Below are 13,354 nucleotides of genomic sequence, written 5' to 3' on the forward strand. Positions count from 1 at the left end.
GACGCCTAAGATCCTGAATTTACGCTATTTACTGTGCAAAAACGGGTCCCTGCCAGTTGCTGCAGAGGCTAAAGTCAAATTTAGACAGTACTTGGCCAAAGCGCGTGATTTCTAGGCTATCTAAGAGTTCGCAACGTTCAAAGGCTGACTGACTGGAAATAGGGGGTGAGAAGCTCATGCCAGACCAATTAATGAGAACAATATTTGCTCCCAAGGGCAGCTGCCCAAACCAGATATCAAATTGATCTTTTCTTTGATCAAGAACAAATACTGGAATCGGTTTTGCGTACCAAGCAGCACGACTGCCTAGTGTCCAGTTTTGTACAGCAATGCCATCTGCTTTAGTGGCTTCGGTGAGTTCGGCTGCTTTTTGTCCTGCTAATTTCCAGCCATAAAGATCAGCAATAGGATTGGACTTAATGGACGCAGAAGTAATGCCACCAGACAAAACAAAGCCAAAGCCAATCAGGCAAAGTGCTATTTGAAAGATCAATAGAGCGCGTATGACGGTTCGATGTTGAAGAGACCAAGCCTTTGCTAAACCAATACCCGCGAAGGGTGCCAAACAAAACCACGCAGGTGTTGTCCAGTGAGGCAGGCCACCACCACCGGAAAGACTTGCAAAAATAGTAAAGGGGATAAAAAAGAATCCGAATAATGCCAATAAAGAAAGCCTAGTTGCGCGAATGCAGTCTTTCAGAAAAATATAGCTGCCAATAATGAGCAATGGACCAAAGACGAGAATTTGAATTCCAAGAAATGCACCTAATCTACGCCATAACCATTCGCCGCCGCTACCATGAGCGATTTGGTATTTAAAGGAAATCCAATCATTGAGCCAGTTCCAATAGAGTACAGGCCCAATGAAGATGAGGGCGAGTAGGATTGCCAACCAAAAACCGATTTTGCTAATCCAAGGTTTTCTGCGGGCAACTACAAATACAAGCACTAAAGCAAGTGCAGTAAATATGGCCGTGTATTTACTGAGGCCAGCTAATCCTAGTAATGCGCCCGTCAATAACCAATCGCCAATCGAGAAGTGATCTTGAATTAACCAACGTAGCGCCATGAACATGAGACCAAGACTTAAGGGCGCCAACAAAGTGTCAGGTAATAAACCAATAGCTAGTACATGTGGCATTGGCGCTGCCACAATAGCGAGCACAGCCATCAGGCCACAAGCATTGGCAGAGGGCAGTGCGCTGGTGAGATATCCTGAGTTACGACCTTGAATAAAGTGATGTATCTCGAGCGTGACTTGGTAAACCAAGAGACAGGAGATAACCCATAACAACTCTGGCACTAAGCGAATGAAGCCTTCTGAAGAGGTGAGGGCAACGAGTGGCCACTGAATCCAACCGACTAATGGCGGGTGATCAAAATAGCTCCAAGCTAAGTGTTGGGCATATAAGGCGTAGTGTGCTTCATCAACCGAAAATTCAATTGAAAAACCCAGGGCAAAATGTACTAGCGCTGCTATGCAAACGCAGATTACTGCCCAACTTGAAGGTGATTGATGGCGCATAGGCTGATTTTAGACTCACTTGAGTAAATCTTTGGGACAATTAGAGATATGTTGAAACACGTTTTACGCCCCCTGATTCTTGCGATACTGCTGGCGCTAGCTGGCTGTGCTGGTTTTGGTGGGAGCTCAGTTCAAGATGAGTCAGGACAGACCTTTGATCCCAGCAAACTAACGGCACAGGATGAGCTTCCTAAATTTTCTGCACAAACTGCTCGCAATGGCATGCCTCATGGCTGGAATTTTTATCGCATAGCGCCCTATAAGAAAAATACGGTTTACCGTCTTGAAAATTATCAAGGTAGAACAGTACTGAGCGCTAATTCCAAAACATCTGCCTCGGGTCTAGCTGTGAAATTACGCCCAAGAGCAGCAAATAATTTATGGTTGCAGTGGGAATGGAAGGCATTAAGTGCAATTCCTGAGGCTGATAATGCTGAGCGTTATCACGATGATGCACCCCTAAGAATATTGGTGGCATTTGATGGTAATAAATCTAAATTGCCATTAAAAGAAAAGATGAACTTCGAGATGGCCAGCCTCATTAGTGGTCAAGAAATGCCCTATGCCACTCTCATGTATATCTGGTCTGGCAAATCTCCAGTAGATACGATTATTAATAATGCACATACGTCGCGCGTTAAGATGATTGTGGTTGATTCTGGCTGGGATAATTTAGGCGCTTGGCACAAGCATCAACGTGACCTTGCTACTGATTACATGCGCGCTTACGGTGAGGCTCCAGGCGAAGTCATTGGAATTGCTTTATTGACTGATACAGACAATACCAAATCAGAAACACGCGCTATCTATGGCGATATTGAACTCATTCGTAAGAGTCCTAAATAGATTATTTAAGGGCGTGAGGGGCGCCAGCGTTTTAATAAGATCGCATTACTTAAAACACAAAAGCTCGAAAGTGCCATGGCACTGCCTGCCAGCATCGGCGATAGGTAGCCCAAGGCTGCTAAGGGAATCCCAGTGGCATTAAAGATAAAGGCCCAAAATAAATTTTGCTGAATCTTTGCCCAAGTCTTTTTGGAGATATCAATCGCATCCGCAACTAAAGTGGGATCTCCACGCATTAAGGTAATGCCCGCAGCCTGCATTGCAACATCAGTGCCAGTAGACATGGCCATACCAACATCTGCCGTAGCTAGAGCGGGCGCATCGTTAACACCATCACCTACCATCGCAACCCACTGCCGCTCCCCATCCTTTGGAGATGATTGCAGCTTGCGAATCATATCTGCCTTATTGTTTGGCATGATTTGTGCAAAGACTTCATCGATGCCAATAATGTGACCTACTCGATTCGCTGCGGCAGTATTGTCACCCGAGAGCATGACAGTCCGAATGTGCAGTTGATGTAAAGAGGTAATTGCTGCCTTTGCATTGCTTTTGAGCTCATCACCAAAAGCAATAATAGCAAGCGGTGATGATGTGGATTCATTCATCAAAACAGAAACCGTTTGACCTGCATCAAAACACGCTTGCGTTTTTTCAATCATGTCTGCGTAATGAGTGTTTGAACTTAGTGATGCAACGCTTTGTAAGCAAAGATTTTGTCCCATCCAAGGCCCAGCACTAGGCTTACCGCTAATGCCGATGCCTGGGATGGCTTTACTTTCAGAGGGCGGGATGGGACTCATTCCTTTTTGCTTGGCCGCATCGATTGAAGCCTTAGCCAAAGGATGTTCACTACCCAATTGCAAACCTGCTGCGCTCGTGAGGATGACATCTGTATCTACTGAATTAGTCAATGAAATGATATTGAGGAGCCTGGGCTTGCCAAGTGTCAGCGTCCCCGTTTTATCAAAGGCAACAATGTTTAAGCGGTGTGCAAGTTCAAGCACTTGTGGATCTTTAATGAGAATGCCAAACCGCGCCGCTATTCCAGTTCCCGCCATAATGGCCGCAGGCGTTGCCAAGCCAAGAGCGCAGGGGCAAGCAATCACCATGACAGATACCGCCCTCAATATTGCGATTGATGCAGAGTCTAAATAAAGCCAATTGACTAAACCAGTGATGATGGCAATCACAATCACGCTAGGCACAAATACTGCACTGACTTGGTCTACTAATTTTTGGATCGGGGCTTTTTGAGTTTGTGCATCTTCCACCAAAGCAATAATTTGGGACAATACACTTTCGATACCAACAGCTTGTACTGCAATTACCAGAACACCCTCGCCATTAAGCGATCCCCCAATGACTTTTGAATCTAGGGATTTTTTCACTGGGGCGCTTTCTCCAGTGAGGAGAGATTCATCTACATGGCTGCTGCCAAGTAGAATCAGTCCATCAACAGGAATGCGCTCGCCCGGTAAAACTAATACGCGGTCTTTAGGAAAGACTTGATCTAAAGACAGGTCGCGATATTGATCTAGTGAAACGCCTTCGGTAATGGCAATACCGGGATTGAGTACCTTGGCATGCTCTGGCCAAAGCTTTTGCAGTGCTCGAATGGCGTCACTGGTTTCTTGCTTTGCACGAGCTTCTAACCATTTACCTAAGAGCACCATACAAATGATGACGGCAGAAGCTTCAAAATACAATTCATGTACTGCATGTGGTGAAGCGATTAACTGATAAACGCTGAGGCCGTAAGCAGCGCTAGTACCCAGGGCGACGAGCAAGTCCATATTGCCTGTACCTGACATCAGCGATTTAAAGCCGGCTTTATAAAAGCGCCAACCCAAAAAGAATTGCACAGGGCTTGCTAACAGTAATTGCCATTCTGGAGAGGGTGCCCAATGAATACCAAAGGGCATGAGAAACATGGGTATTAATAATGGCGTTGAAAGAGAAAATCCTAATAAGACTCTTCCTAAGCCATCTGCTCCCCAAAAGGTGTGTGCGTGATTTAACGGAGTATTTTTATGAGGGGTACTTAACTTAGCTTCGTATCCCGTTTTTTGGACCAGAGCAATGACGCTGTCAATCGTCATCTCAGAATCTAGATTTAGGCGTATTTTTGCCTGTTCGGTAGCCAAATTGACGCTGGCAGCCTCTACCCCCGGGATGCGTCCGAGAGCCTTCTCAACCCTGCCCACACAGGATGCACAGGTCATTCCGCCAATATCTAGAGTAAATAACCCAGAATTGATCTCTTTTGGAGTCCTCATATAGAAGATAATCTACTCCTTACAGCAGATAATTACTGCAAAAGGACTTATATGTTGAGTTTAAAAGTATCCGGAATGACTTGCGGTGGCTGTATTAGTGCCGTGACTAAGGCAATTCAAGTTCAGGATCCACAGGCTCAGGTGCAGGCTGATTTGGTATCCCAGACCGTGAATCTAGAGACTTCTTTGTCGGTAGCACAGGCCAGCCAGATCATTACAGATGCAGGCTTTCCTGTTTCTCAATAACCCTAAAGTTAGATTTAGCAATTTTTTGCAGGTGCGGTTAATCTACCCGCTATTCAACAAAATTAATAAAAGTAATTCTTAAAATAGATCCGGAATTACTTCGTATAGGAGAAAGTAGTGTCAGTTACTGTAGAGGCTGTTCAAGGTGCCCTTAAAGGCTTGGTTGATCCAAATACAAAGATCGACTTTGTAGCGGCTAAAAATCTCAAAAATTTACGTGTTGAGGCTGGTGATGTCTCGTTCGATATTGTTTTAGGTTATCCCGCTAAAAGCCAATTTGATTCGATTCGTAAATTAGTCATTAATGCTGTGCGTGAATTACCTGGCGTTAAAAACGTGAGCGTCAATGTCAGTAGCCAGATAGTGGCGCATGCTGTGCAGCGTGGCGTGAAATTATTACCTGGCGTAAAAAATATTATTGCTGTTGCTAGTGGTAAGGGCGGGGTAGGTAAATCAACGACCGCAGTGAACTTAGCTTTGGCTCTTGCCGCCGAAGGTGCGCAAGTTGGAATCTTAGATGCTGATATTTATGGCCCAAGCCAGCCAATGATGCTTGGCATTACAGGCAGACCAGAATCGATCGAAGAAAATACCATTGAACCTATGGAAGGCCATGGCTTGCAAGCAAGCTCGATTGGTTTCTTGATTGAAGCAGATGCACCGATGGTTTGGCGCGGCCCAATGGTCACCTCTGCCTTAGAGCAATTACTTCGACAAACACGTTGGCGCGATCTAGATTACTTAATTGTGGATATGCCGCCAGGTACTGGGGATATTCAGTTGACCTTATCGCAAAAAGTTCCCGTGACTGGTGCAGTGATTGTCACTACTCCACAAGATATCGCCTTGCTAGACGCACGCAAGGGCTTAAAGATGTTCGAGAAGGTTGGTGTTCCGATTGTTGGCATTATTGAAAACATGAGTACTTATGTTTGCACTAAATGCGGCCATGAAGAGCATATCTTTGGCAGTGGTGGTGGCGAAAAAATGTGTAAAGAGTATGGCGTAGATTTTTTAGGCGCTTTACCGCTTAATTTATCGATTCGTAAGCAGGCCGATGCAGGACGTCCTACTGTAGTAGCTGACCCCGATAGCGCTATTAGTGCGATCTATAAAAACATTGCTCGGCAGGTTGCTATCCGCGTTGCTACTCTGTCTAAAGATATGAGCAGTAAATTTCCAAGTATCGTCGTTCAAAATACCTAAGGCCCTGAGAATTTATGCGCTTTGCAGTAGTCATGCGTAAGCAAAATCTAGATAACCCATGGGTTTCTTATCGATGGGCTCCTGCGGAGGTTTTGCCTGATTTTGGACAATTCAATCCTCAGAGCCTTCAAAGTAATTCGATCTCAGGTCAATTTCTGGGGCGCGATGCCGACGGAGAGTCTTGGTTATTTACTGGCTTTGAATTAAATCTCTTTCCGGATGAGGCTGAAGGCTACTACCTCACTGTCTCTGCGATAACGCCTGCATGGTTTGTGATGTGGAGATTAGAAGAAGACATTGAGCGTTACATTGATGAGCAATCTCTCGCGCTTGCAAAAGCAGAAACAACAATGGCAATACCTCACCGAATTTGTGTGAGCTATAACGAAGCTGCCCGATTGCTAGATGGGGGAGAGTCAGTAGACACAGTTCCCATGAGTGATGAACATGCTTCATGGTTACAAGAGTACGTTAATGAAAACTATCGACCTGAGCCCAAAAAGCGGCACAAGCCAGCATCATTCAAGGGTGCAAATCGCCCAGCGGAGGAATAATGGCAGATAGTTTCTTAAGTCGCTGGTCTAAGCGTAAAGCTGGCAAGGAAGATGATTTAGTAGAGCAGCCCAAAGAAACTGCTCAGACTCCTGCGCCCATACCTGCCGATGAAGAAACTAAGCCACCAGCATCTCTTGAGGATGTAGAAAAGATTGATCGTTTTGCCCCTGATTTCTCTGCTTTCATGAAGCCCGATGTCGATCCTGCAGTTCAGCAGGCCGCACTGAAAAAGATGTTTACTGACCCCCACTTCAACATCATGGATGGTTTAGATATCTATATAGATGACTACTCAAAACCTGACCCTTTGCCGCCAGGCATGCTTGAAAGAATGGTACAGAGCGATATGCTCAACCTTTTCCGTAAGACTGAGGAGGCTTCCAATACCAAGGAAGCGCAATCTGTGGAGCAGACGGCAGGAACCCAATCTGATCAGAGCCTTTTAGAGGCTCAGGACCAAACTGATTTAACATCCACAGATCCCACAGAGCAGACAAAAACTGCTCACTTGGATGAAGTGCCAATAGAGTCCACCCAGAAAAAAACTTAAGAAGATAGTGCATGAGTCAAAAATTAGTCTGTAACTGTAATGGCACCATGCCTTTGGATGCAAAGGCGCTTGGTGTTCCAGTGCATCGCTCTTTATGTAGGCAAGAGGTCGGCTCTTTTTTAAAGGCGCTTGATGGATCTGATTCTTTACTGGTTGCTTGCACCCAAGAGGGCGCTCTTTTTAACGAGTTAGCAGAGCAATCAGAAAAGCCTTTGGTGGCACCCCTGCGTTTTGTCAATATTCGTGAAGTGGCAGGTTGGACTCAAGAAGCTAAAGCATCAGGACCAAAGATTGCTGCTTTGCTTGCTTTAGCTGATATGCCAGAAGCTGAGCCCGTCCCAGTGGTCAACTATGAGAGCCAAGGTAGACTCTTCATTATTGGTCCAGGATCTTCAGTATTGCCTTGGGCAGAAAAACTGAGCGGATCATTGGATGTTTCTGTCTTGTGTACTGAGCCGGGTGATTTACCTCTTGCACGTAACTACCCCATCTATACCGGAGCAGTGACTAAGCTAGATGGCTATCTTGGCAAGTTCTCAGTTAACTGGGATCTGCAAAACCCAATTGACCCAGAAATGTGTACTCGTTGTGGCGCTTGCGTTGAAGTTTGCCCAGAGAATGCGATTGATCTCTCCTTTCAGATTGATTTGGCTAAATGTAAATCACACCGCGATTGTGTCACTGTGTGTGCAAGTATTGGGGCAATCTCCTTTGATCGCAAGGACCGGGAGCGTAATGCAGAATTTGATTTAATTTTAGATCTGCGCACTGATCCCAAAATGCGGATGAGTCAAACACCTCAAGGGTATTTTGCTCCCGGCAATAATCCTCTGGAGCAGGCTTTAGTAGTTAATCAATTGTTAGAAATGGTTGGTGAGTTTGAGAAGCCAAAGTATTTTGTCTATAACGAAAAAATTTGCGCACATGGCCGCAATGGCAAAGTAGGGTGCAAGGCTTGTATTGATGTCTGTTCGACTGGTGCTATTGGCTCTATATTCAAAAATGGGCAAGGTAGTGTTGAAGTTAATCCCAATCTTTGTATGGGTTGTGGAGCATGCTCTACAGCATGTCCATCAGGCGCAATGCGTTACAACTACCCGAGCGTACCCCATCAAGGCAAAGAGTTAAAGACTATTGCCACAGTCTTTACTGCCGAGGCTAAAAAAATCAGTCAAGCTGCAGCACCAAGCCTACTCTTACATACTTTAAAAGCAGGTACTCAAATGATTGATGGCTTGGGCCGCTCTGCACATGTGCTGCCTAAGCAGTTTGAAGGCTTGCCATCATTTGTGATTCCCTACGGCATTGAGCATATCGCCTCCACCGGTTTAGATTTATGGCTTGGCGCCCTTACTTATGGATTTGCAGAGGTGGTCTTGCTCTTAAGTGGTGATGAAGATCCCGCTTATCGCGCAACACTTGAAGAGCAGGCTGAGCTTGCCAACGCAATCTTGAAAGCTTATGGTTTTGATGAGCGTATTCATTTAATCATGGCTAAATCAGCCGATGATTTGCAAACAGTTTCTAAGGCGATGGCTGCACTACGTCAGCGTGGTTCTCTGAATTCTATTTGTACTCCCGCAAGTTTTGGTTTATCTACCCAGAAACGGGAAACTGTTGAAGCAGTCTTGGAGCATTTGCAAAAACAGGCAAAGACTCCATTGCCAGAGGCGGGTGCTGTTCTACCGAAGTCATCTTTATTGGGCGGCTTAAATATTAATAAAGATGCTTGTACCTTGTGTATGTCTTGTGTCAGTAGCTGTCCTGAAGGCGCTCTCTTGGATAACCCAGATGAGCCGATTCTTTCCTTTATTGAAAAGCAATGCGTGCAATGCGGCATTTGCGTTCAGACTTGCCCAGAAAAAGCTTTAACTCTAAATCCTCGTTTGCAGACTGTTGAGCAGCGCAAACAGAGAACAATCCTCAATGAGACCCAGGCTTTTCATTGCATTAGCTGTGGAAAAGCGTTTGGAACTCTAAAGATGGTTGATCTGATGCTCACTAAGTTGGGTGCCCACGGCGCCTTTGCAGGGGCTGCGATGGATAGGCTCAAGATGTGTGGCGACTGTCGAGTAGTAGATATGGTGAAAAAAGAAACATGAGCGAGATTGAGAAAGTGGTAGCGAAAGATAGCCCGTCAACCGAAGTGGGGGATGTAGGCTTACCAGAGGATTTAGCGAGAGCTGACCTTTACGGCCTCATTGCCAGATTTTTCCAGCTCCCCCCAGACCAAGCGCTGTTAGATCAAATTGCTGCCACAGCAGATCAACAAGATGCTGCTGATCAAGCCCCTTTAGCCAAAGCCTGGATGGATGTTATTGAAGTAGCTAAAAATAATCCTGCCAAAGCTTGGCACGATGAGTTCGACTTAAATTTCATTAGCGTTGGTAAACCCAACGTTGTTCTCAATGGCTCCTTCTATATGGCAGGTCATCTCAATGAGAAACCGCTAGTCAATATTCGCAGGGCTTTAGACGAATTTGGACTTGAAGCTGCCGAAGAAGTCACCGAGACTGAGGACCACATTTCAGCTCTTTGTGAAGTCATGCGCTATCTGATTGCCGGCGATGATGTAGAAATATCAAACCTTACAAATCAAAGGGTTTTTTTCAACGACCATATTCGCCCTTGGTATGACGACTTTTGCGATGCTATTGAGGCAATTCCTGAGATGCATCTTTACCACCCAATCGCCGCTCTGACCCGAGAATTCTTGGCTATAGAGGGTCAGGGCTTTGACATGATTTGATCCTGTCTTGTAAGTGAGGGTTTTCCCTAGCGTTCCCCTAAACATATAAATGTGTCAAAAATGCAAATACGAATTACACTTGATTGCAATCAAGAATTACTAAATAGGAGCATGCCATGAGCACTAAATCCACAGTTGCTTTAAGCGAAGAAACAAAGCCATCTCGTCGCAAGTTTTTTGTAGGCGCAGGTGCGGCCGTTGGGGCTGTTGCTGTTGCCTCACAAACCTCCATTGGCAAAGCTGTGATTCAAGAAATTGGTAGCACAGTAAAAACTAAAGACGAAGGCCATACGATTACTGCGCATATGCGTAAGTATTACGAAAGCACCATGCTTTAAATAGCGCATTACCGCTAAATATTGATTTAACCGTTACTCAATAAATAAAAAACTTTCTCAGGGACAACATATGAGTCTGACTCGTAAATCCAATACCCCCCAAAGCAGTCGCTCCACATCACATTTGATTGGCAGCCTATCCCGCGGCTTAAAAGCAGCGGTACCTACTATGGATCGCCGAACTTTCCTAAAGCGTTCAGGAGTCGGTGTTGGAGCCGGTATTGCTGCTAGCCAATTAAGCTTTGTACAAAAGGCATCAGCCGAGCAAAGTAAGGCAATGCTAGATGGCAAAGGAAAGATCGAAGTCAAAAGAACCATTTGTACCCACTGCTCAGTAGGCTGTGCAACAGATGCAACCGTTGAGAATGGTGTTTGGGTTCGTCAAGATTCCGTATTTGATTCACCGATCAATATGGGTGCCTATTGCGCTAAAGGCGCTTCATTGCGTGAGCATGGTCATGGTGACTACCGTTTGCGCTACCCAATGAAGCTGGTTGATGGAAAGTATCAGCGTATTTCTTGGGATCAAGCGTTAACAGAAATTACTGCGCAGATGAAGAGCATTCGTGAGAAGTATTCTCCTGATGCTATGTATTTCATTGGTTCATCTAAGCACAACAACGAACAAGCCTATTTACTACGTAAGTGGGTTTCTTTCTTTGGTACAAACAATACAGACCATCAGGCTCGTATTTGTCACTCCACCACAGTTGCCGGTGTTGCAAACACCTGGGGCTACGGTGCGATGACCAATAGTTACAACGACATGATGAACTCTAAAGCTGCCATGTACATTGGTTCAAATGCTGCAGAGGCGCACCCAGTTTCGATGTTGAGCTTATTGCACGCCAAAGAAAATGGTTGCAAAGTGATTGTGGTTGATCCACGCTATACCCGGACTGCTGCAAAGTCTGATCAGTTTGTACGTATTCGTTCTGGTTCTGATATCCCATTCTTGTTTGGTGTGCTTTATCACATCTTTAAAAATGGCTGGGAAGATAAGAAGTACATCAATGATCGTGTTTACGGAATGGAAGAGATCCGTAAAGAAGTGATGGAAAAGTGGACTCCTGCAAACGTTGAAGAGGCTTGCGGTGTTCCAGAGGCTCAGGTTTATCAAGTTGCCAAAACTATGGCAATGAATCGTCCGAGCACAGTTGTTTGGTGTATGGGCCAAACCCAGCACACCATTGGTAATGCAATGGTTCGTGCCTCATGCATTTTGCAATTGGCTTTAGGTAACGTTGGTAAATCCGGCGGCGGCACAAATATTTTCCGCGGTCACGATAACGTTCAAGGCGCAACTGACGTAGGTCCTAATCCAGACTCATTGCCTGGCTACTATGGTTTGGCTGCCGGCTCATGGAAACACTACGCAACAGTATGGGGCGTTGATTACGAGTGGATTAAAGGTCGCTATGCACCAGACATGATGGAGAAGTCTGGTACTACCGTATCTCGTTGGGTTGATGCCGTTCTTGAGAAGAACGACATGATCGATCAGCAGACTAACGTTAAAGGTTTGTTCTTCTGGGGTCATGCTCCTAACTCACAAACTCGTGGCCTTGATATGAAGCGCGCAATGGACACCCTGGATCTGCTCGTTGTAGTTGATCCATACCCAAGCGCAACTGCTGCAATGGCTGCAATGCCTGCCGCAGAAGGGCAGCCAGTAAACAAGAATCGTAATGTTTATTTATTACCAGCTGCAACTCAGTTTGAGACTTGCGGAACTGCAACTGCATCTAACCGCTCATTACAGTGGCGTGAGAAAGTGATTGATCCATTGTTTGAGTCCGTTCCTGATCATGTGCTCATGCAAGCCTTTGCTGATCGCCTAGGTTTCGGTGACGAGTTATCAAAGAACTATAAGATGCTCAGCACTAAATTTGCTGGTAAGCAATGGAAAGAGCCGCAAATTGAAGACATTTTGCGCGAGATTAATCGCTCCGTTTGGACTATTGGTTACACAGGCCAAACCCCAGAGCGTCTAAAAGCTCATATGAGAATGGTTGCTACATTTGATCCTAAGACCTTGAAGTCACGCGGTGGTATTGATCCGGTAACTGGCTACAACACAACTGGTGATTACTACGGTTTGCCTTGGCCTTGCTATGGAACAGCTGCAATCAAGCATCCAGGCTCACCAAATCTCTATGACACTAGTAAGAGTGTGATGGAGGGTGGTGGTAACTTCCGCGCTAACTTTGGTGTTGAGCGTGAAGGAGTAAGTTTGTTGGCTGGAGATGGTTCTCATTCCAAGGGCGCTGCTATTACTACTGGCTATCCTGAGTTCGATCACGTATTGGTGAAGAAGCTTGGTTGGTGGGATCAGTTGACTGAAGACGAGAAGAAGCTCGCTGAAGGTAAGAACTGGAAGACTGACTTGTCTGGCGGTATCCAGCGCGTTGTTATGAAGAACGGTTGCCATCCATTTGGTAATGCGAAAGCTCGTGCAATTGTTTGGAATTTCCCAGATGCAATTCCAGTTCACCGTGAAGCTCTCTATAGTACTAACGCTGCAATGATGCGTAAGTACCCAACTTCTGCAGATAAGAAGAATTTCTGGCGTTTGCCAACGCTTTACAAGACCGTTCAGGATCAAAACTTGAGCGAGAAGTTGTATGAGAAGTTCCCAATTATTTTGACCTCAGGTCGTTTGGTTGAATATGAGGGTGGTGGAGACGAAACTCGTTCCAACCCATGGTTGGCTGAGTTACAACAAGAAAACTTCGTGGAGATCAATCCTAAAGCAGCAGCAGCTCGCGGTATTAAGAACTGGGATTATGTTTGGGTGAAATCTCCTACCGGCGCCAAGATCAAAGTACGGGCAATGGTGACTGAGCGCGTTGACCAAGAAACTGCCTTTATCCCATTCCACTTTGCAGGATGGTGGCAAGGTAATGACTTGCGTAAGTACTATCCAGAGGGTGCTGCCCCAGTCGTTTTGGGTGAGGCGGTCAATACTGCAACTACTTATGGTTACGATCAGGTGACGATGATGCAAGAGACTAAAACCACTATGTGTCAAATCGAAAAATTTGCCTAAGTCAGAAAATA

11 protein-coding genes are annotated in these 13,354 nt (G+C 45.5%); 9 read left to right on the top strand and 2 right to left on the bottom strand.

All coding sequences use genetic code 11. From position 1 onward, the window contains the following. Positions 1-28: 28 nt before the first annotated feature. Positions 29-1,525 (bottom strand): glycosyltransferase family 39 protein, encoded by a 1,497-nt coding sequence (locus tag ICN31_RS01420; RefSeq protein WP_216257879.1) that lies wholly within the window; start codon positions 1,523-1,525, stop codon positions 29-31. Between the two features lie 48 nt (positions 1,526-1,573). Here ICN31_RS01420 and ICN31_RS01425 point away from each other — a divergent pair, with 48 nt between their 5' ends. Then, entirely contained in the window at positions 1,574-2,371 is a 798-nt protein-coding gene (locus ICN31_RS01425; RefSeq protein WP_216257881.1) for a DUF3047 domain-containing protein, read from the top strand. 5 nt (positions 2,372-2,376) lie between these two features. On the opposite strand, the gene ICN31_RS01430 is transcribed toward ICN31_RS01425, so the two are convergent. Continuing rightward, positions 2,377-4,650, bottom strand: coding sequence for a cation-translocating P-type ATPase (locus ICN31_RS01430; protein ID WP_216257883.1), 2,274 nt, complete (start codon positions 4,648-4,650; stop codon positions 2,377-2,379). A 51-nt stretch (positions 4,651-4,701) separates the two neighbouring features. Here ICN31_RS01430 and ICN31_RS01435 point away from each other — a divergent pair, with 51 nt between their 5' ends. The 8 genes from ICN31_RS01435 (at position 4,702) to ICN31_RS01470 (ending at position 13,343) form a co-directional block, all read left to right on the top strand. Beyond that, the gene (locus ICN31_RS01435) at positions 4,702-4,896 is read left to right on the top strand and encodes a heavy-metal-associated domain-containing protein (RefSeq protein WP_255530861.1); all 195 of its coding nucleotides are present in this window, start codon (positions 4,702-4,704) and stop codon (positions 4,894-4,896) included. Between the two features lie 117 nt (positions 4,897-5,013). After that, positions 5,014-6,102: an iron-sulfur cluster carrier protein ApbC gene (gene apbC, locus ICN31_RS01440; protein WP_216257885.1), complete on the top strand. Its 1,089-nt coding sequence runs from the start codon at positions 5,014-5,016 to the stop codon at positions 6,100-6,102. Positions 6,103-6,134: 32 nt separating this feature from the next. Further along, positions 6,135-6,656, top strand: a complete 522-nt coding sequence (locus ICN31_RS01445; RefSeq protein ID WP_370624252.1) for a DUF3305 domain-containing protein — start codon at positions 6,135-6,137, stop codon at positions 6,654-6,656. After that, positions 6,656-7,207: a DUF3306 domain-containing protein gene (locus ICN31_RS01450; protein WP_216257890.1), complete on the top strand. Its 552-nt coding sequence runs from the start codon at positions 6,656-6,658 to the stop codon at positions 7,205-7,207. Before ICN31_RS01445 ends, ICN31_RS01450 begins: the two co-directional genes overlap by 1 nt. An 11-nt stretch (positions 7,208-7,218) precedes the next feature. Further along, positions 7,219-9,309, top strand: a complete 2,091-nt coding sequence (locus ICN31_RS01455; RefSeq protein WP_216257899.1) for a 4Fe-4S binding protein — start codon at positions 7,219-7,221, stop codon at positions 9,307-9,309. Beyond that, entirely contained in the window at positions 9,306-9,956 is a 651-nt protein-coding gene (locus tag ICN31_RS01460; RefSeq protein WP_216257901.1) for a molecular chaperone, read from the top strand. Before ICN31_RS01455 ends, ICN31_RS01460 begins: the two co-directional genes overlap by 4 nt. A 116-nt stretch (positions 9,957-10,072) precedes the next feature. After that, positions 10,073-10,294 (top strand): twin-arginine translocation signal domain-containing protein, encoded by a 222-nt coding sequence (locus ICN31_RS01465; protein WP_216257903.1) that lies wholly within the window; start codon positions 10,073-10,075, stop codon positions 10,292-10,294. Positions 10,295-10,364: 70 nt separating this feature from the next. Continuing rightward, complete coding sequence (locus ICN31_RS01470; protein ID WP_216257906.1) at positions 10,365-13,343, top strand: formate dehydrogenase subunit alpha; 2,979 nt, start codon at positions 10,365-10,367, stop codon at positions 13,341-13,343. Positions 13,344-13,354 lie beyond the last annotated feature (11 nt).

Origin of the sequence: Polynucleobacter sp. UB-Piko-W3, from assembly GCF_018881635.1 — a bacterium.
In the GTDB taxonomy this organism is placed as follows: domain Bacteria; phylum Pseudomonadota; class Gammaproteobacteria; order Burkholderiales; family Burkholderiaceae; genus Polynucleobacter.